The organism is Pleomorphomonas koreensis DSM 23070, assembly GCF_000425185.1.
GTDB classification, from domain to species: domain Bacteria; phylum Pseudomonadota; class Alphaproteobacteria; order Rhizobiales; family Pleomorphomonadaceae; genus Pleomorphomonas; species Pleomorphomonas koreensis.
On record NZ_AULH01000010.1, the window covers coordinates 71403 to 89912 of the forward strand.

At 69.1% G+C, this 18510-nt stretch carries 15 protein-coding genes; 9 read left to right on the forward strand and 6 right to left on the reverse strand.

What is annotated here, in order from left to right; genetic code table 11:
- Nucleotides 1-98: 98 nt before the first annotated feature.
- Nucleotides 99-1649, reverse strand: coding sequence for a histidine ammonia-lyase (gene hutH / locus H512_RS0109590; RefSeq protein WP_026783272.1), 1551 nt, complete (start codon nucleotides 1647-1649; stop codon nucleotides 99-101).
- Nucleotides 1646-2848 (reverse strand): imidazolonepropionase, encoded by a 1203-nt coding sequence (gene hutI / locus H512_RS0109595; protein WP_026783273.1) that lies wholly within the window; start codon nucleotides 2846-2848, stop codon nucleotides 1646-1648. The genes hutH and hutI overlap by 4 nt, the downstream gene beginning before the upstream one ends.
- Before the next feature lie 273 nt (nucleotides 2849-3121).
- Here hutI and H512_RS0109600 point away from each other — a divergent pair, with 273 nt between their 5' ends.
- The 9 genes from H512_RS0109600 (at nucleotide 3122) to H512_RS23330 (ending at nucleotide 12895) form a co-directional block, all read left to right on the forward strand.
- Nucleotides 3122-3892, forward strand: a complete 771-nt coding sequence (locus H512_RS0109600; RefSeq protein ID WP_026783274.1) for an SDR family NAD(P)-dependent oxidoreductase — start codon at nucleotides 3122-3124, stop codon at nucleotides 3890-3892.
- A gap of 123 nt (nucleotides 3893-4015) precedes the next feature.
- Entirely contained in the window at nucleotides 4016-5116 is a 1101-nt protein-coding gene (locus tag H512_RS0109605) for an ABC transporter ATP-binding protein (RefSeq protein WP_245585381.1), read from the forward strand.
- 35 nt (nucleotides 5117-5151) lie between these two features.
- Complete coding sequence (locus tag H512_RS0109610) at nucleotides 5152-6261, forward strand: ABC transporter substrate-binding protein (protein ID WP_026783276.1); 1110 nt, start codon at nucleotides 5152-5154, stop codon at nucleotides 6259-6261.
- 70 nt (nucleotides 6262-6331) lie between these two features.
- Nucleotides 6332-7273, forward strand: coding sequence for an ABC transporter permease (locus tag H512_RS0109615; RefSeq protein WP_026783277.1), 942 nt, complete (start codon nucleotides 6332-6334; stop codon nucleotides 7271-7273).
- Nucleotides 7270-8070, forward strand: coding sequence for an ABC transporter permease (locus H512_RS0109620; protein WP_026783278.1), 801 nt, complete (start codon nucleotides 7270-7272; stop codon nucleotides 8068-8070). The genes H512_RS0109615 and H512_RS0109620 overlap by 4 nt, the downstream gene beginning before the upstream one ends.
- Before the next feature lie 34 nt (nucleotides 8071-8104).
- Nucleotides 8105-9427, forward strand: a complete 1323-nt coding sequence (gene hisD, locus H512_RS0109625) for a histidinol dehydrogenase (protein WP_026783279.1) — start codon at nucleotides 8105-8107, stop codon at nucleotides 9425-9427.
- Between the two features lie 3 nt (nucleotides 9428-9430).
- A complete protein-coding gene (locus tag H512_RS0109630; RefSeq protein WP_026783280.1) occupies nucleotides 9431-10426 on the forward strand; it encodes a zinc-dependent alcohol dehydrogenase in 996 nt (331 codons plus the stop codon).
- Nucleotides 10423-11721: a hypothetical protein gene (locus tag H512_RS0109635; protein WP_026783281.1), complete on the forward strand. Its 1299-nt coding sequence runs from the start codon at nucleotides 10423-10425 to the stop codon at nucleotides 11719-11721. Before H512_RS0109630 ends, H512_RS0109635 begins: the two co-directional genes overlap by 4 nt.
- A gap of 145 nt (nucleotides 11722-11866) precedes the next feature.
- A complete protein-coding gene (locus H512_RS23330) occupies nucleotides 11867-12895 on the forward strand; it encodes an AraC family transcriptional regulator (RefSeq protein WP_053239725.1) in 1029 nt (342 codons plus the stop codon).
- On the opposite strand, the gene xylB is transcribed toward H512_RS23330, so the two are convergent.
- The 4 genes from xylB to H512_RS0109660 all read right to left on the reverse strand — a co-directional run bounded on the left by xylB (nucleotide 12877) and on the right by H512_RS0109660 (nucleotide 18485).
- Nucleotides 12877-14370, reverse strand: coding sequence for a xylulokinase (xylB, locus tag H512_RS0109645; protein WP_026783282.1), 1494 nt, complete (start codon nucleotides 14368-14370; stop codon nucleotides 12877-12879). The genes H512_RS23330 and xylB overlap by 19 nt on opposite strands.
- Nucleotides 14371-14446: 76 nt before the next feature.
- A complete protein-coding gene (locus H512_RS0109650; protein WP_026783283.1) occupies nucleotides 14447-15916 on the reverse strand; it encodes a mannitol dehydrogenase family protein in 1470 nt (489 codons plus the stop codon).
- Nucleotides 15917-15942: 26 nt separating this feature from the next.
- Nucleotides 15943-16944, reverse strand: a complete 1002-nt coding sequence (locus H512_RS0109655; RefSeq protein ID WP_084798406.1) for an ABC transporter permease — start codon at nucleotides 16942-16944, stop codon at nucleotides 15943-15945.
- A 44-nt stretch (nucleotides 16945-16988) separates the two neighbouring features.
- Entirely contained in the window at nucleotides 16989-18485 is a 1497-nt protein-coding gene (locus H512_RS0109660; RefSeq protein ID WP_026783285.1) for a sugar ABC transporter ATP-binding protein, read from the reverse strand.
- Between the last annotated feature and the right edge of the window lie 25 nt (nucleotides 18486-18510).

The following is an 18510-nucleotide window of genomic DNA, read 5'->3' on the forward strand; positions in this document are numbered from 1 at the left end:
TTGCCGGATAAATTTATGAAAAGGGCGGAATTTCGCGGTCGGTGCCCATGGCGCCGATGTTTGCTCGGTTGATATTAACCCGGCTAAATTTCTAATCGTCAACTTCCGACCGGCGGCGGCAGCAAGTCCTGCCCGATGGCCTCGGCAAGCCGGCCGGAGGCGACCATGCGGGTGGCCGCGGCGATATCAGGCGCGAAATGCCGATCGTCGGCGAGCGGCGGCACTTCGGCGCGCAACAGGCCGATGGCGGCGGCGAGCGGCGCCGACGTGGCGAGCGGCGCGTGGAAGCCGATCCCTTGCGCGGCGGCGAGATATTCGATGCCGACGACCGAAGCGGCGTTCCTCGCCATCGCCGTGAGGCGGCGGGCGCCGTGGGCCGCCATGGAAACATGGTCTTCCTGGTTGGCGGAGGTCGGGATGGAATCGACCGAGGCCGGATGGGCCATCTGCTTGTTCTCGGAGACCAGCGCTGCCGCCGTCACCTGCGGGATCATGAAGCCGGAGTTGAGGCCGGGCCGCGGCGTCAGGAAGGCGGGCAGGCCGGAGAGCGCCGGGTCGACCAGCATGGCGACGCGCCGTTCGGCCAGCGAGCCGATCTCGCAAAGGGCGAGCGCCAGCATGTCGGCGGCGAAGGCCACCGGTTCGGCGTGGAAATTGCCGCCGGAGATCACCTCGCCGGTGTCGGTGAACACCAGCGGATTGTCGGACACGCCGTTGGCCTCGTCGGCCAGCGTTGAAGCCGCCTGGCGCAGCAGGTCGAGGATGGCGCCCATCACCTGCGGCTGGCAGCGCAGGCAATAGGGATCCTGCACGCGGCCGTGATCGTCGAGGTGCGAGGCGCGGATGGCCGAGCCCGCCAGCAGGGCGCGCAGGCTGTCGGCGACGTCGATCTGGCCGCGGTGGCGGCGGAGCAGGTGGATGCGCGGATCGAACGGCCCGTCGGACCCCTTGGCGGCGTCGACGGACAGCGCGCCGGTGATCAGCGCCGCCTGGAACACCCGTTCGGCCTCGAACAGGCCGGCGAGGGCGAGGGCGGTCGACACCTGCGTGCCGTTGAGAAGGGCGAGGCCCTCCTTGGGGCCGAGTTCCAGCGGCTGGAGGCCGCTCTCGCCCAGCGCCAGGGCGGCGTCGACCGGCTTGCCGTCGATGAGGAAGGCGCCCACGCCCATCAGCGCCGCCGTCATGTGGGCGAGCGGCGCGAGATCGCCGGAAGCGCCGACCGACCCCTGGCCGGGGATGACCGGGATCAGGCCGCGGTCGAGGCAGGCGGCGAGATGGACCAGCGTTTCCCAGCGGACGCCGGAGGCGCCCTGGGCAAGGCTCGACAGCTTCAGCGCCATGATCAGCCGGACCACCGGCGCCGGCAGCGGCTCGCCGACGCCGGCGGCATGCGACAGCACGATGTTGCGTTGCAGCGTCTTGAGGTCGGCGGCGTCGATCCGCACCGAGGCGAGCTTGCCGAAACCGGTGTTGACGCCGTAGACCGGCTCGCCCTTGCCGATGATCGCCGCGATGGCGGCGGCGGCGGCGTCGACGCGCGGCTCGGCCGACGGATCGAGCGTCACGCCGTCGCCGAAATAGACGGCGCGCCAGACGGACAGCGGCACCTCGCCGGGGATCAGGCGATGAAGGGTCGGGGTGTCGGTCATTCACCTCTCCAGTAGCGGGCGGCGAGCGGATTGAAGCCCAGGCGGTAGACCAGCTCGGCCGGGCGCTCGGCATCCCAGACGGCGAGGTCGCACCATTTGCCTGCAACGATCGAGCCGGTGTCGCCGGCAAGACCGAGCGCGGCGGCGGCGTTTATGGTCAGGCCGGCGAGGCACTCGGCCACGGTCAGGCGGAACAGCGTCGCCGCCATGTTCATGGCGAGAAGCGGCGAGGTGAGCGGCGAGGTGCCGGGGTTGCAGTCAGTGGCGACGGCCATCGCCACGCCGTGGCGGCGGAACAGCTCGACGGGCGGCAGCTTGGTCTCGCGCAGCGTGTAGAAGGCGCCGGGCAGCAGCACGGCGACAGTGCCGGTTTCGGCCATGGCGGCGACGCCGGCCTCGTTCGTGTATTCGAGATGATCGGCGGACAGTGCCCTGTGACGGGCGGCCAGCGCCGCGCCGCCGAGGTCGGAAAGCTGGTCGGCGTGCAGCCGCACGGCAAGGCCGAGCCGGCGGGCGGTGGCGAAAAAGGCATCGACCTCGGCGGGCGAAAAGGCGATCCCCTCGCAGAAGGCATCGACGCTGTCGGCGAGGCCCTCGGCGGCAACGGCCGGCAGCAGCGCGTCGCGGACCCGCGCCAGATAGCCGGCTCGGTCGTCGCGGTATTCGGGCGGCAGGGCGTGCAGGCCAAGGAAGGTGGTGCTGACCGTGACCTTGCGCTCCTCGGCCAGCCGGCGGGCGGCGCGGAGCTGGGCAAGTTCGGTCTGGAGATCGAGGCCGTAGCCGGATTTCACCTCGACGGTGGTGACACCCTCGGCGATCAGCCGGTCGAGGCGGGCGAGGGCGCTCCGGACGAGGCCATCCTCGCCGGCCGCCCGGGTGGCGGCGACGGTGGAAACGATGCCGCCGCCGGCCCTGGCGATCTCCTCGTAGCCGGCGCCGGCCAGCCGCAGCTCGAATTCGCGCGCCCGGTCGCCGCCGTGGACGAGATGGGTGTGGCAGTCGATCAGGCCGGGGGTGACCAGCCGTCCCTCGAGGTCGATCGCCTCGGCGCCGCGCGCCGCCGCCGGCAGGCCGTCTTCCGGACCGGCATAGGCGATGCGGCCGTCGACGGCGAGGATCGCCGCTTGCTCGATGGGCACGAGATCGGCGGGGTCGGCCATCGAGACGAGGCGGGCGTTGCGGAACAGGCGGGCGGCCATGACGATCCCCGGGGACGGTTCATGTCTTCGGTGTTGTCCTTATATGTATAGACAACCTCGGGGCCGATGCAAGCAACTCGCGACCGCCAGGGATCGGCGCCATCCGGAGAGGCGCCCGACTTGCGCAAGACAGTGGCGCGAAATCCGAATGGGTCATCGAAAATCGGTATCCCACTCTATGGACAACACAGCCCGGAAATGCTGCATTGCCGGCCGCATCGTCCGGCTGCTCCCTTCGGGGCTCCGGCGGTTTTCCCTTGTCCGGAGTTGTCCATGTCGCCGCTCGCCCTCTTCAGCCTCGAAGGCCGCAAGGCGCTGGTGACCGGCGCCAGCCGCGGCATCGGCCGGGCGGTGGCCGAGGCGCTGGCCGGCGCCGGCGCCGACGTGGCGATCACCGCCCGCGACAACGCCTCACTCGGCGAGACGGCGGCGGCCATCGCGGCGCTCGGCCGGCGAGCCGTGCCGCTCGTCCTCGACGTTCGCGACGTCGCCTCAAGCCGGGCGGCGGTGGAACAGGCGGCCGACGGGCTCGGCGGCCTCGACATCCTCGTCAACAACGCCGGATACGAGGAGGTGACGCCGTCGCTGGAGGTCGGGGAAGCGGTGTGGGACCGGGTGGTCGACACCAACCTCAAGGGCGCCTTCTTCGTGGCGCAGGCGGCGGCGCGGCGCATGCAGGCGGCCGGCCGCGGCGCCATCGTCAACCTCGCCTCGCTGACCAGCTATGTCGGCGTGCCGACGGCGGCGCCCTATGGCGCGTCGAAGGCCGGGCTGATCGGCATGACGCACGCGCTCGCCGCCGAATGGGCGAGTCTGGGCATCCGCGTCAACGCCATCGCGCCCGGCTATTTCCGCACGGCGATGACCGAGGTGTTCTATCGGGACGAGACATGGCAGGCGGCGATGCTCGGCAAGATCCCGCTCGGCCGCTTCGGGGCGCTCGACGACCTGGCGGGCGCGGTGATCTTCCTCGCCTCCGACGCCTCGGCCTATGTCACCGGCCAGTGCATTCCGGTGGATGGCGGGTATCTTGCCTCTATTTGAGGCATGCACAAAAATACCTCGATTAGCCGGTGGCGGCTTGTCCAGGGATGTATATGGTGGTTCGGCCGCCGCACGGGACGGCGGCGCGGCGTGAGGGCAGAGAGCAAGGGGATGACGACATTGATGGGGACCGATGCGCCGTTCGCGGTGTCGGTGCGCGGCGTCAACATGGTGTTCGACGGCGTGCATGCGGTGCGCGACGCCACCTTCGACCTCGAAAAGGGGCGGTTCCTGACCATCCTCGGCCCGTCCGGCTCGGGCAAGACGACGCTGCTCAGGATGATCGCCGGCTTCGGCAAGCCGACCTCCGGCGAGGTATTCATCAACGGCCTCGCCGTTGGCTCGGTGCCGCCGCACCGGCGGTCGATCGGCATGGTGTTCCAGAAGCTCGCCCTGTTCCCGCACATGACGGCGGCCGAGAACGTCGCCTTTCCCCTGCGGATGCGCCGCTTCGACGCCCGCACCATCCCGGACCGCGTCCAGCGCTATCTCGACCTCGTCAAGCTCGGCAAGCTCGGCGACCGCCGCATCCACGAACTCAGCGGCGGCCAGCAGCAGCGCGTCGCCATCGCCCGCGCCCTGGTGTTCGAGCCGGACCTCTTGCTGCTCGACGAGCCGCTGGCGGCGCTCGACCGCAAGCTCCGCGAGGAGATGCAGCTCGAATTCCGCCGCATCCAGCGCGAACTCGACGTCACCACCATCAACGTCACCCATGATCAGCGCGAGGCGCTGGTGGTGTCCGACGAGATCATCGTCATGGACCACGGCCGCATCCAGCAGAAGGCGCGGCCGGAAGCCACCTACCGTCAGCCGAGCAACGCCTTCGTCGCCAACTTCATCGGCGTCACCAATTTCATCGACGGCATGGTGACGGCCGTCGACGGCGACACCATCGCCTTCGACCGTCCCGGCCTCGCCGGCCGGCCCGGCAACGGCTTTCGTCCCCTCGTTGGCATGGCGGCGCGCGGCGCGCTCCGGGCCGAGCAGATCCGCATCGCCGGCGGCCGCGAGGCGCTGGGCGACGTCGACACCGTGTTCGAAGGCGCCGTCACCGACGCCATCTTCGAGGGCGAGCGCGTCGTCTACGAGGTGACGGTGCCGGACCTCGACGGCGCGGCACTCCGGGTATTCGACCACGACCCCGTCGCCCACAGCCAGCACGAGGTGGGCGCCGCCGTGGCGGTCGGCTGGAACGCCCGAGACGTGCTGGTGTTCGGCGACTGAACGGGATTTCCCATAAAAACCAGAGGAGAACGACAATGACTGGATGGACCAAAGCCGATTTCGATCTGAGCCGTCGCCGTTTCCTGCGTGGCGTCGGCCTTGCCGGCGCGGCCGGTCTCACCGGCCTGCCGCTCCGCGCCTTCGCCGCCGAGCCGGACAAGCCCAGGGAACTGATCGTCCGCGCCTGGGGCGGCTCGTGGGTGGACAGCCTGAAGGCCGGCGTTTCCGATCCCTTCACAAAGCTGACCGGCATCGCCGTCCGCCACGATCTCACCGAGGACAACGAGATCCAGCCCAAGCTGTGGGCCGCCGCGGCGCAGAAGCGCGTGCCGCCGATCCACGTCAACTGGGACACCACCACCAACGCCACCAAGTCGGCGCTGCGCGGCGTCACCGAGGACCTGTCGGATCTGCCCAACCTCAAGACGGTGAGCGAGGCGGCCAAGCCGGTCGGCGTCGACGGCTATCCGATCGTCAACACCTACGGCTACGTCTACGTGCTGGCCTACCGGCCGGGGGCCTTCCCCGACGGCGCGCCGAAATCGTGGAAGGTGCTCACCGACCCGAAGTTCAAGGGCCGCGTCGCCGTCTACAACGACGGCATCGGCCTGCATTTCCCGGCCGAGATCGCCGGTGGCGGCAAGCTTGAGGACATCCCCGGCAACATGCAGCCGGCCTGGGACTTCTTCACCGCGCTCAAGGCCAACGAGCCGCTGATGGGCGAGGACCCCGATTTCACCACCTGGTTCCAGAAGGGCGAGATCGACGTCGCCTGCACCATCTCCTCCAACGCCCGCGAGGCCAAGAAGAACGGCATCGACATCGCCTGGACCGTGCCGGAGGAGGGCGCCACCTACGAGACCGACGGCCTCTGGGTGCCGAAGTACCTGCCGGAGAACGAACTCTACTGGGCCAAGCAATACGTCAACTTCGCGCTGACCCAGGAGGCGCAGCAGGTGTGGCTCGACGGCCTCGGCCTGCCGGGCGTGGCGCCGGGCCTCAAGCCGCCGGCCGATCTCGTCGGCGACCCGTCCTATCCGGTGAAGCCCGAGGATTATGCCAGGCTGCTGCGCGTCTCCTCCAAGGTCGAGGTCGAGCACGAGAGCGAGTGGTTCGGCAAGTTCAAGGAAATCATGCAGGGCTGACCTCGCCCTTTCCGTCATTGCCCGCCGCCGTCGGCGGCGGGCCGCCTTTCCGAGATTAGCCGGCTTATCAATGCGCGCGCGCCGAACTTCCTACCCTCTCTCCTGGCGGCTGATGGACGCCCTCGAAGCGGTGGCCGCCGCCCTGTGGCCGCGGCGCCTGTCGTCGGCGGTGCCCTGGCTGATGCTGCTGCCGGCCGTGGTGCTGACCGGCCTTCTGGTGCTCGGCCTCTGGGAAATGGCCGACGGCTCGTTCCGCACCCTCGACACGGCGACCTTCCTGCCGTCCGACGACTATTCCTTCGCCAACTATCACCGCGCCTTCACCGAGAAGCTGTTCGTCACCGTGGCGAGCCGCAGCCTGATCGGCTCGCTGATCGTCACCGCCGCGACGCTCGTTCTTGCCTTTCCCTATTCCTACGTCATGGTCAGGACGCGCTCGGCGGCCTTGAGAAAATTCCTGCTGATCGCCCTGTTCCTGCCCTTCTTCATCGGCCAGGTGGTGCGCGCCTACGGCTGGCTGATCATCCTGGGCTCGCAGGGCATGGTCAACGAGGCGCTCGGCCTGGTCGGCGTGGCGCCGATCCGCCTCCTCTACAACTATCCGGCCGTGCTGTTCGGCCTCGTCCAGTACATGCTGCCGTTCGCCGTGCTGATGCTGGCGCCGGCGCTGACGGCCATTCCCGAGGAGATGGAATCTGCGGCCGGCTCGCTCGGCGCCAACTGGGTTCGCACTTTCGTCCACGTGGTGCTGCCGATGGCCAAGCCCGGCTTCATCGGCGCCGGCCTCGTCGTGCTGACGCTGTCGCTGACCGATTTTGCCATCCCGGCCATCCTCGGCGGCGGCTCGCAGGACTTCATCGCCAACGCCATCTACGACCAGTTCTTCCGTACCTCCGACCAGGGCATGGGCGCGACGCTGGCGCTGCTCCTGGTCGCCGTCGGCTCGATCATGGTCGGCGTGGTGTTCGCGCTGTTCGGGGCCGGCACGCTGGCCATGGGGAGGAAGCCATGAAGGGCGACCGCTCCAAGGCCGTGACGCTCTGGACCTTCGTCGTGGCGGCGCTCATCATGCTGTCGGCGCCGACGCTGGTGGTGCTTGGTGCCTCCTTCACGGCCGGCAACATGATCACCTTTCCGCCCGAGGGCCTGTCGCTGAAGTGGTATGCGGCGATCGCCGGCGCCACCGACCTGCGCGACGCCTTCCTGCGCTCGCTGATCGTCGCCAGCATCTGCACGGCGGTGGCCATCCCCACCGGCACGCTGGCCGGCATCGCGCTGGCCAAATACCGGGTGCGCTTCGCCGCCGGCGTCCAGGTCTACCTGCTGCTGCCGTTCACCGTGCCGCTGATCGGCTCGGGCATCGGCCTGATGCTGATCTTTGGCCGCTGGGGCGTGCTCGGCCAGCTCTGGCCGGTCGGCGTCGCGGCGGCGGTGATCAACCTGCCGTTCATGATCTGGGCAGTGACGGCCAGCGCCGCCGCCCTCGACCCCGACCTGGAGCTGGCCGCCGCCAACTGCGGTGCGCCGCCGCTCTCCACCTTCCTCGCGGTGACCGTCCCGGCGGTGATGCCGGGCATCATCACCGGCGCGCTGCTGATGTTCATCCTGGCGCTCAACGAGTTCCTGGTGTCGCTGCTGCTCGTCGACGCGCGCATCGTCACGCTGCCGGTGCAGATCTACAATTCCATCCGCTCGATCATCACGCCCGACCTCGCCGCCATCTCCGTGGTGTTCATCGCCGTCGCCGCCGCCGCCATCGCGCTGCTCGACCGGCTGGTCGGGCTGGACATTTTCCTGAAATCGAAATGAGGGCGTGAAAAACGCCAGCCCGAGGACTGCTGACATGACCGACGTTTCCTTTCACGACTATGCCAAGCTCGATGCGGCGGGCCGCGCCGCGCTGCTCAAGCGTTCGGAAACCGACCTCACCTTCTTCCTCGAAAAGGTCGAGCCGATCATCGCGGCGGTGAAGACGGAAGGCGACGCCGCGCTCCATCGCTTTGCCCGCGACCTCGACAAGGCCGATGTCAAGCCCGGCGCGCTGAAGGCGACCGAGGCCGAGTTCGATGCCGCCTTCAAGGCCGTCGAGCCGGAGGTGATCGAGGCAGTCCGCTACGGCATCGACAACATCCGCCGCTTTCATGAGGAGCAGAAGCCGGAGGCGATGTGGCTGAAGGAGATCCGGCCCGGCGCCTTCGCCGGCGACCGGGTGACGCCGATCCGCTCGGTGGCGCTTTACATTCCGCGCGGCAAGGGCGCCTTCCCGTCGGTGACCATGATGACGGCGGTGCCAGCCGTCGTCGCCGACGTGCCGGAGCTGGCCATCGTCACGCCGCCGACGCCGGACGGTTCGGTCGATGCGGCGACGCTGGTTGCGGCGCGGCTTGCCGGCGTCGAGACCGTCTACAAGGTGGGCGGCGCGCAGGCAGTGGCCGCCGTCGCCTACGGCACCGAGACGGTGCAGCCGGCATTGAAGATCGTCGGCCCCGGCAGCCCGTGGGTGGTGGCGGCCAAGCGCCTTCTCTCCGGCGTCATCGACGCCGGCCTGCCGGCCGGGCCGTCCGAGGCGATCATCTTCGCCGACGATACCGTGCACGGTGGCCTCGCCGCCCTCGACGTGCTGATCGAGGCCGAGCACGGGCCTGACAGTTCGGCCTATATCGTCACCCATTCGCGCCGCGTCGCCGAGGAGGCGCTGGCCGCGCTGCCCGAGCACTGGGCGCGGATGACGCCGCAGCGGGTGGAGTTCTCCCAAAAGGTGCTCGGCGGCGCCTTCGGCGGCATCATCCTGACCTCGTCGGTCGAGGAGAGCCACGCCTTCGTCAACGCCTACGCGCCGGAGCACCTGGAAATCCTCTCCACCGACCCCTATGCCCATCTCGGCAAGATCACCGAGGCGGCGGAAATCCTGATGGGTCCGTACACACCGGTGTCGATCGCCAACTTCGGCCTCGGCCCCAACGCCGTGCTGCCGACCAGCCGCTGGGCACGCACCTGGGGGCCGCTGTCGGTGCACGATTTCGTCAAGCGCTCGTCGATTGGTTATGTGACGGCCGGCGCCTATCCCGAGCTGGCGCATACCGCCCGCGTGCTCGCCCGCTACGAGGGCTTCTCCTCCCACGAGAACGCGGTGTCGGCGGTGCGCGACGCTTATCTGAAGGGCTGAACGATGAAGGCCGTCCGCCTTTATGCCGCCGGCGACCTCCGCGTCGAGGACATTCCGGCCCCGGCTGCGCCCGGAGCCGGCGAGGCGCTGGTGCGGGTGTCGGCGGCCGGCATCTGCGGCTCCGACCTCCACAATTTTCGTACCGGCGCCTGGATCGTCCGGTCGCCGTCGGTGGCCGGCCACGAGTTCGCCGGCACGGTGGCGGCGGTGGGCGAGGGCGTCTCCGATCTTGAGGCGGGCGACAGGGTGGTGGCCGATTCGCGGGTGACCTGCGGCGCCTGCGCCGCCTGCAAGGGCGGCCGGCCGAATGTCTGCGAAAGGCTCGGCTTCGTCGGCGAGGTCTGCGACGGCGGCTTTGCCGAGGCGGTGCTGCTGCCGGCCTCGCTGCTGGTCAGGGCGCCGGCCGGCGTCGATGCGGCGGCGCTGGCGATGGCCGAGCCGCTGGCCGTGGCATTGCACGCCGTCCGCCGGCTTGCGCCGCCCAAGGGCTCGCCGGTGCTGATCGCCGGTTGCGGGCCGATCGGCGGCCTTGCGGCGCTGCTGCTTTCGGAACGGCATGACGGGCCGATCCTCGTTGCCGACCGCAATGCGGCGCGAACGGCGAGAGTGGCGGAGGTGACCGGCGCCCGCGTCGTCGAACTGACGGCCGATGCCGTCGGGGGAATGCCGCTGCTCGCGGCGCTCGACGCCACCGGCAATCCCGGCGTGATCGGCACGCTGCTCGATCTCCTGTCGCCCGGCGGCACGCTGGCGCTGGTCGGCATCGGCCACGGCGGCCTCGCCGTCGATCCGGCGCGGCTGGTCGAGCGGGAGATCGCGCTGGTCGGTTGCCATGCCTTCATCGACGAGTTGCCCGAGGCGGTGGCGCTGCTGCCGGCGCTGGAGGGCAAGCTGCTGGCGCTCGCCGACGAGACCATCGGACTCGACGACGTGCCGGCCGCCTATGCGCGGTTGATCGCCGGACAATCGGCCGGCCTCAAGACGATCATCCGGCCATGAGCGCGACGAGCCGCACCGCCGAAATCCGGCGTCTCGCCGCCAGCGACGAGCCGGCGGCAGCTGCTGCGCTCGCGGCGCTGTTTGCCGACCTGTTCGATCTGTCGGCCGAGGGCGTCGCCATCAACCGCGACCAGTACAGTCTCAACTCGCTGAACGGCTTCTTCTCGGCCGGCGGCGCCGACTATTTCTTCAAGTTCCACCAGGAGGACGGCGAGGAGGCGATGACCGGCGAATATTATCGCGCCGACATACTCGCCCGCGCCGGCCTGCCCGTGGACATGCCGGTGTTCGTCTCCAACCTGCCGGGCGAGCAGGTATTGGTCTACCGTCGCCGCGCCGATCCTCGTTTTTCCGACGTGCTCCGGGCACTCGATATCGCCGCGCTTGATGGGCGACGTGACACGGCCGGCGAGTCGGATGCGGTCGCCGCCGAGCGCGGCCTCGATGCCGACGTGGCGCGCGTCTATCTCGACAGCCTGCATCCGATCAGCGTCGCCGAGGCGGCGGCCGAGCCGATCCACCGGCTGTTCCACGACCGGCTCGTTGACATGCCCGGCCGGCGCTTCCCCGGCGGCCGTCTGGCCGGTTTCTATCTTGGCAAGACGGTGCGCCTTCCGGGCGTCGAACTCGCCTGGGAGGATTTTGCCAGCTGGCGCCTCGTGATCAACGGCCGGGCCTACCGGCGGACGATCGGCGACCTGTTCGCGGCGGCCGGCGCGCGCCTCAGGCCGGACCGCCTCGCAGCGGCCGGCGGCGTGGTGGCGCATGGCGACGCCCACAACGCCAACGTCTGGTACGGCCGGGGCGCGGGCGGGCCGGCGCTCAGCTTCTACGATCCGGCCTTCGCCGGCGCGCATGTGCCGGCGCTGCTCGCCGAGGTGAAGGCCACCTTCCACAACGTGTTCGCCCATCCGCTCTGGCTCTACGATCCGACCGAGGCGACGCGGCGGTTCACGGCGTCGGCCCGGCTTGGCGATGGCGTCCTCGCCATCGACACCGACTGGTCGCTGACGCCGGCGCGGCGAGCGCTGCTCGCCGCCAAGGCGGAGCTTGTCTGGAAGCCGCTCATCGTCGCGCTTGCGGCGCGCGGCCTGTTGCCGGACGACTGGCGCGAGGTGATCCGCCTCGCCCTCTTCCTCTGCCCGACGCTGGTGATGAACCTCAGGGCTGGCGCGACGACCCACACCGAGACCTCCTCGGCCATCGCCTTTGCCGTCGCCGTCATGGTCGGCTCGGAGCCGGAGGATGGCGCGGACGAGTTGACCGCCTTCCTCGATGCCATCACGCCCCGATAGCCCCCGATCGAATACCTAGGGCGTGGACAACAGCCGCCCCTGTTCCTTAGGATGCGTCCGACAAGCGGCATCGGAGAGGGGCGGGGCGGTCCGCCATGGACGTTGCGGCCGGCGCGCGGGAGGCGGCCGGTCCGGGGAGGGCAGGATGCAGAGCGCCGTCATGAAGGACCTGATCCGCGAGGTGATCGTGGCGCCGCTCGACCGCGGCTTCCTCGCCTTCTCGCACGACTATCCCTATTCCTACACCGGCTGGCACTATCATCCCGAATACGAGCTGCATCTCATCAAGCGCAGCTCCGGCTCGTTCTTCGTCGGCACCTACGCCGGCCGCTTCGAGCCGGACAATCTGGTGCTGATGGGGCCGAACATGCCGCATATGTGGGTGTCGGACAATTCCTTCAGCGAGCGCGACGACCGGCTGTTCATCCACGACCGCGACATGGCCCTGCAATTCTCCGGCACCTTTGCCGATCGCTGTTTGCAGGTGTTCGCCGACGCGGCGCCGTTCGGCGAACTGTTCGAGCAATCGCACGCCGGCATCGAATTCTCGGCCGCCGTGTCGGCCGAAGTGGCGGAGCCGCTCTGCCGCCTGACCACCGCCGAAGGTCCGGAGAAGCTGGCGCTGTTCTTCACCGTGTTCAGCGCGCTGGTCGCCGACAAGGGCCGGCGGCTGCTTTGCCCCGGTCTGCCGGCCGATCTCGGGCCGCGTTCGGCTCGCCTCAATTCGGTGCTGCAATTCATTGCCGAGAACTACAACCGCCCCGACCTGACCTGCGGCATGATCGCCGAGCGGGAGGGCATGCCGCTGTCCACCTTCTCGCGCTTCTTCGAGAAGAACCTCAGCTGCTCCTGCCTCGAATACATCAACCGTCTCAGGATCTACAAAGCCTGCCAGCTGCTGATGGAAACGCAGGTGCCGATCACCTCGATCTGCTACGACATCGGCTACGACGTGCTGTCCACCTTCAATCGCAACTTCACCCGCTTCATCGGCGTGTCGCCCAGCGACTTCCGCCATCAGCGCGGCCTGACCTGGCGGCTCGAACCGGGGGTGCCGTTGTCGGCGGCGGCCGGCGGCGCGGATGGCGCCCCCCGGCCGGCCTCCTCGGCCGATACCCGCTCGCTGGAGGAACGATCGGGCACCGGCCGGACGTTTCAGGCCCTGACGTCGTAGATGCGCTGGAGGGCATCGGCGTAGCGGCCGAAGGCGTCGTCGTAGGCGGCCCGCCGGGCCGGATCGGGCCGGGCGGTCTTGTCCGCGTCGAGCGCGATGCAGCGCTCGGCGATCGCCGGCAGCGGCTCGGGCGTGCCGGCCTCGCGCCCGGCCGCCCACATCGCCTGAAGCGCGCCGCCGAGGCAGCCCGCCTCCTCGCCGGCCGGCACGACGATCTCGGCGCCGGAGGCGTCGGCGACCAGCTGCCGCCAGGCGGCGCTGCGGGCGCCGCCGCCGATCAGAAAGATGCGGTCGGGATCGCGGTTGCCGAGGATGCGGCGCATGGCGCCGGTCACCCCGAAGCTGACGCCCTCGACCATCGCCCGCACCATGTTCTCCGGCGTCAGGTTGTCGCTGCGGAGGCCGACGAGGCTGCCGGTCGCGGTCGGCAGGTCGGGGGTGCGCTCGCCGTTGAGGAAGGGCAGGAGCGTCAGGCCGCCGGCCCCCGGCTCCGTGGCATCGAGCGCTTCGGTGAGGAAGCCGATGTCGCGGCCGAACGCCGAGACCATGCGGCCGGTGACGTTGGTGGCGTTCATGGTGCAGATCAGCGGCAGCCAGCCGCCGTTCGACGAGCAGAAGGGCGCCACCCAGCCGTCGGCGTCGGTGACCGGCTGGTCGGCGTAGCAATAGGCGGTGGCCGAGGTGCCCAGGCTGATGGTGACCACGCCGGACCGGACGTTGCCGGTGCCGATGGCGCCCATCATGTTGTCGCCGCCGCCGGCCGACACCAGGCAGCGCGTCGAGAGGCCGAGCGCTTCGGCGGCGGCGGCCGTCAGGCGGCCGACCACGGCGTCGGGGGCGATCAGCTCGGGCAGCGCGGCGGCGAGCAGGCCGCTGCCGCCGTCGATCAGGTCGAGCGGCGCCGTCGCCCAGGCGCGCTCGCGGATGTCGAAGAAGCCGGTGCCCGAGGCGTCGCCGTATTCGGCCACCGCCCGGCCGGTCAGCCAGTAGTTGAGATAGTCGTGCGGCAGCAGGATGTGGCGGATGCGGCGGAAGTTGTCCGGCTCCTTTTCCTTCAGCCACAACAGTTTGGAGATGGTGTAGCCGGTGCGCGGCACGATGCCGAGCCGGTCGAACCAGGCGGCCGGACCGCCGAGGCCGGCGATCAGCGCCTCGTTCTGCGGCGCCGTCTCGGTGTCGTTCCAGAGCTTGGCCGGCCGGATCGGCGCACCGGCCTCGTCGAGCACCACGAGGCCGTGCTGCTGGCCGGAGACGCCGAGGGCGACGATGTCGCGGCCGTCGATGCCGGCGTCGGCGACGGCAGCGCGCACGGCGGCGGTCATCGCCGCCACCCACCAGGCGGGGTCCTGCTCGCGGGCGCCGTTTCCCCGCTCGATGAGGTCGTGGGCAGCGTGGCCGAGGCCGAGCGTGCGGCCGGCGGCGTCGACGATCAACGCCTTGGTGCCCTGGGTGCCGCAATCAATTCCGAGAAACATGGGGGTCTTCCTCCGGAGAGACCGGGTGGCCGGCGGACGGGGCAAAGGGGGAGGCCCTTGCCCGTCCGCCGGCGCTTCAGCAGTAGCGACGAACGGTTTCCAGCGCTCCTGCCGAATGGAGCGAGGCGAGAGCCTCCCGGTAGGCGTCGACGAAGCGCGGTTCGTCGGCGAGATCGCCGAACAGCTCGCGGTTCTCGATGAAGGCAGTGGGGTTGTCGCGGTTGTGGGCGGCGATGGCCATCAGCTTGTCCTTCAGGCGGTCGACCACCTCGATCGGCCGGCCCTCCTCGTCCTTGCCCTCGGCATAGCGGGCCCAGCTCGCCACCACCGCCGCCGAGCGGGAGATGTCGCCGCCGGTCTTGAGCTGGGCGCGGATCACCGGCAGCAGCCACTTAGGGATGCGGTCGGAGCTTTCGGCGCAGAGGCGGGCCAGCGTGTCGCGCACTTCCGGATTGGAGAAGCGGGCGATCAGCGTGCGGCGGTAGTCGTCGAGATCGACGCCCGGCACCGGCGACAGCGTCGGCGTGCCTTCCAGCGTCATGTAGTCGAGGAGGAACTTGGCGAACAGCGGGTTGCCGGTCACCTCGTGGGCATAACGGTAGCCGGCGAGATAGCCGAGGTAAGTCAGCGCCTGATGGCTGGCGTTGAGCAGGCGCAGCTTCATCAGCTCGTAGGGCACCACGTCGGCGACCATCTGCGCGCCGACCTTCTCGAAGGCCGGCCGTCCCAGCGGGAAGTGATCCTCGATCACCCACTGGGTGAACGGCTCGCAGACCACCGGCCAGGCGTCGTCGATGCCGAAGCGACGGGCCACCTCGGCGATGTCCTCCTTGGTGGTGACCGGCGTGATGCGATCGACCATGGCGTTGGGGAAGGCGACGTGGCTGGCGATGAAGTCGCCGAGATCGACGTCCTTGGCTGAGGCATAGGCGCAGAACATCTTCTTGGCGACGTCGCCGTTGCTCTGGATGTTGTCGCAGCTCATCACCGTGAACGGGGCGATCGAGCGGGCGCGGCGGCGGCGCAGCGCCTCGGTGACCAGGCCGAACACTGTCTTCGGCGCGGCGCCGGGCGCCAGATCGTGGACGACGTCGGCATTGCCGAGGTCGAACTCGCCGGTGACGTGGTGGAAGTTGTAGCCGCCCTCGGTGATGGTCAGCGACACGATGCGGGTCGACGGCGCCGCCATCAGCTCGATCACCGCCTCCGGATCGTCGGGGGCATAGAGGACGTCGATGATCGAGCCGATCACCGACGCCTCGTAATGGCCGTCCGGGTGCTTGACCATCAGCGTGTAGAGGCCGTCCTGGCCGTTCAGCGCATCGCGCATGCGCTGGTCGGACGGCATGACGCCGACGCCGGTGATGCCCCAGTCGAGCGCCTCGCCCCTGTTCATCAGCCGGTCGAGATACATCGCCTGATGGGCGCGGTGGAAGCCGCCGACGCCGAAGTGGACGATGCCGGTGGTGACTTTGCTGCGGTCATAGGCGGGGCGGGCGACGTCGGCGGGAAGCGTCGCCAGGTTGGCGTTGTTGAGCTTGATCATGATTGAAAACCTAGGGAAAAACCGCGTCAGGAGCGCGAGGACAGGCGGAGCTTCAGGCTCTCCAGCAGCACCGCGAGGACGATGATGATGCCCTTCACCACCTGCTGGTGGTAGCCGGGGATGTTCATGAGGTTCATGACGTTGGAGATCACCGACAGGATCAGCGCGCCGATGATGGTGTTGAACACCCGGCCGCGGCCGCCGGCGAGGCTGGCGCCGCCCACCACCACCGCGGCGATGGCGTCGAGTTCGAAGCCGATGGCCAGGATGGGCGAGCCGACGCCGGTGCGGGTCGAGGCGATGATGCCGGCGACGGCGCAGGCAAAGCCGGAGATCACGTAGACGCCGAACTTGTAGCGCTCGACGCGGATGCCGGCGAAGCGGGTGGCGACCTCGTTGGAGCCGATGGAGATCACCAGCCGGCCGAACACCGTCTTCTTGTAGAGGAACAGCGCCACGGCGAAGCAGATGAGCAGCACGTAGACGGTGGTCGGCAGGCCGAGGAAGGAGGCGACGCCGAAGTCGTTGAAGCCGTCGTCGTTGATGAATTCCGGCTGGCCCTTGGAGATGATCAGCCCGGCGCCGCGGGCGATGGTCATCACCGCCAGCGTGGCGATGAACGGCGCGATGCGGAAATAGGCGACCAGCACGCCGGAGATGGCGCCGAAGAAGGTGCCGGTCAACAGGCCGAGGATCAGCGCGCCGAACAGGCCGTAGGTGGGAATGGACAGCGCCACCACCACCGAGACGATGGCCATCAGCGAGCCGACGGAGAGGTCGATGCCGCCGGTCAGGATGACGAACAACAGGCCGAGCGACACCACGCCGAGCGGCACGCACTGGCGCATGATGTTGGTGAAGTTCTCGAAGGTGTAGAAGCGGTCGGTGAGCAGCATGGCGATGACGAGCATCGCGATGAAGACGATGAGCGTCGACTGGTCGAGCAGCAGCGACAGGATACGCTCGCGCGACCATCTGGGCGCCGGCGCGGCCACGGACGTACCCGGGCCAGACGTGATCTCGGTCATGGTGGGTTCCTTCCCTTGGGACTGGTTGGTCATGTCTTTTCCCCTCACTGGATGCTGCGCTTGGGGATGGCGAGCGACATGATCCGCTCCTCAGACAGTTCGTCGCCCGTCAGCTCGCCGGCGATGCGGCCGTCGGCCATCACGTAGACGCGATGGCAGAGGCCGATGACCTCGGGCAGTTCGGAGGAGATGACGAGGAGGCCCTTACCCTCCTCGGCCAGCCTATGGATGATGTTGTAGATCTCGGACTTGGCGCCGACGTCGACGCCGCGCGTCGGTTCGTCGAACACCAGGAAGTCGCAGCCGACGTTGAGCCACTTGGCGAGCACCACCTTCTGCTGGTTGCCGCCGGACAGGCTCATCACCGGGTCGGAGAGCTTGCCGAGCTTGATGCGCAGCTGCTCGCGCAGCCTCTGCGTCAGGGTCTGCTCGTAGCCGTGGCGGATGACGCCGAAGCGCGATACGCCGCCGAGCCGCGACATGGTCATGTTGGCGTCGATGCCCATGGGCAGCACGGCGCCCTGCTCCTTGCGATTCTCCGGCACCAGGCCGATGCCCTGGGCCACCGCGTCGGCCGGATGGGCGACCGACACCTTGCGGCCGTTCTTGATCATCTCGCCCTGCTGGTAGCGGGCGAGGCCGAAGATGCATTCGGCGATCTCGGTGCGGCCGGAGCCGATCAGGCCGGCGAGGCCGACGATCTCGCCCTTGCGGACGACGAGGTCGATGTCCTCGATGACGCCGCGGCGGGTGAGGCGGCGGATCTCGAACAACGGCTCGCCCTGCGGCGGCAGCTTCTCGGGGAACAGCGACTTCAGCTCGCGGCCGACCATGGCGGTGATGATGTCGTTCTCGCTGCAGGTAGCGGGATCGAGGTCGCAGACGGTGACGCCGTCCTTCACCACGGTGATGCCGTCGGCGATGCGGAAGATCTCCTCAAGCCGGTGCGAGATGTAGAGGATGGTGACGCCCTTGGCCTTGAGGCGGCGGAGATTGTCGAACAGAAGGTCGATCTCCGGCGTCGTCAGCACGGCGGTCGGCTCGTCGAGGATCAGGATGTTGACGTCGCGGGCCAGCGACTTGGTGATCTCGACCATCTGCTGGTAGGCGACGGTGAGGTCGCCGGTGCGGCGGCGCGGATCGATCGGAAAGCCGAAGGATTTCAGCAGCTCGCCGGCACGGGCGTTGATCGCCTTCCAGTCGACCAGCGGCCGGCCGCGGCCGAGGTCGTCGAGGAAGATGTTCTCGGCCACGGAGAGGTCCGGCGACAGCGCCAGCTCCTGGTGGACGATGCCGACGCCCTTTTCGCGGCTCTGCTGCGGCGTCTCGAAGTGGACTTCCTCGCCGTCGAGCAGGATGCGGCCGGCGTCGCGGGTGTAGATGCCGGACAGGATCTTCATCAGCGTCGACTTGCCGGCGCCGTTCTCGCCGACGATCGCGTGGATGGTGCCCTTCTCGACTTTCAGGTTGAAGTCGGACAGCGCCCGGACGCCGCCGAAGTGCTTCTTCACGCCCTCGATGACGATGGCTGGACTATGCATGGAAACGACCCTCCCGTCGTTCGTC

What these genes read in the sequence shown, in the direction of transcription:
- xylB (WP_026783282.1), bottom strand. Translation starts at nt 14,370, where the DNA reads ATGTTTCTCGGAATTGATTGCGGCACCCAGGGCACCAAGGCGTTGATC.
- hisD (WP_026783279.1), top strand. Translation starts at nt 8,105, where the DNA reads ATGACCGACGTTTCCTTTCACGACTATGCCAAGCTCGATGCGGCGGGC.
- H512_RS0109630 (WP_026783280.1), top strand. Translation starts at nt 9,431, where the DNA reads ATGAAGGCCGTCCGCCTTTATGCCGCCGGCGACCTCCGCGTCGAGGAC.
- H512_RS0109605 (WP_245585381.1), top strand. Translation starts at nt 4,016, where the DNA reads ATGGGGACCGATGCGCCGTTCGCGGTGTCGGTGCGCGGCGTCAACATG.
- H512_RS0109600 (WP_026783274.1), top strand. Translation starts at nt 3,122, where the DNA reads ATGTCGCCGCTCGCCCTCTTCAGCCTCGAAGGCCGCAAGGCGCTGGTG.
- H512_RS0109610 (WP_026783276.1), top strand. Translation starts at nt 5,152, where the DNA reads ATGACTGGATGGACCAAAGCCGATTTCGATCTGAGCCGTCGCCGTTTC.
- H512_RS0109655 (WP_084798406.1), bottom strand. Translation starts at nt 16,944, where the DNA reads ATGACCGAGATCACGTCTGGCCCGGGTACGTCCGTGGCCGCGCCGGCG.
- H512_RS0109660 (WP_026783285.1), bottom strand. Translation starts at nt 18,485, where the DNA reads ATGCATAGTCCAGCCATCGTCATCGAGGGCGTGAAGAAGCACTTCGGC.
- H512_RS23330 (WP_053239725.1), top strand. Translation starts at nt 11,867, where the DNA reads ATGCAGAGCGCCGTCATGAAGGACCTGATCCGCGAGGTGATCGTGGCG.
- hutI (WP_026783273.1), bottom strand. Translation starts at nt 2,848, where the DNA reads ATGGCCGCCCGCCTGTTCCGCAACGCCCGCCTCGTCTCGATGGCCGAC.
- H512_RS0109650 (WP_026783283.1), bottom strand. Translation starts at nt 15,916, where the DNA reads ATGATCAAGCTCAACAACGCCAACCTGGCGACGCTTCCCGCCGACGTC.
- hutH (WP_026783272.1), bottom strand. Translation starts at nt 1,649, where the DNA reads ATGACCGACACCCCGACCCTTCATCGCCTGATCCCCGGCGAGGTGCCG.
- H512_RS0109615 (WP_026783277.1), top strand. Translation starts at nt 6,332, where the DNA reads ATGCGCGCGCGCCGAACTTCCTACCCTCTCTCCTGGCGGCTGATGGAC.
- H512_RS0109620 (WP_026783278.1), top strand. Translation starts at nt 7,270, where the DNA reads ATGAAGGGCGACCGCTCCAAGGCCGTGACGCTCTGGACCTTCGTCGTG.
- H512_RS0109635 (WP_026783281.1), top strand. Translation starts at nt 10,423, where the DNA reads ATGAGCGCGACGAGCCGCACCGCCGAAATCCGGCGTCTCGCCGCCAGC.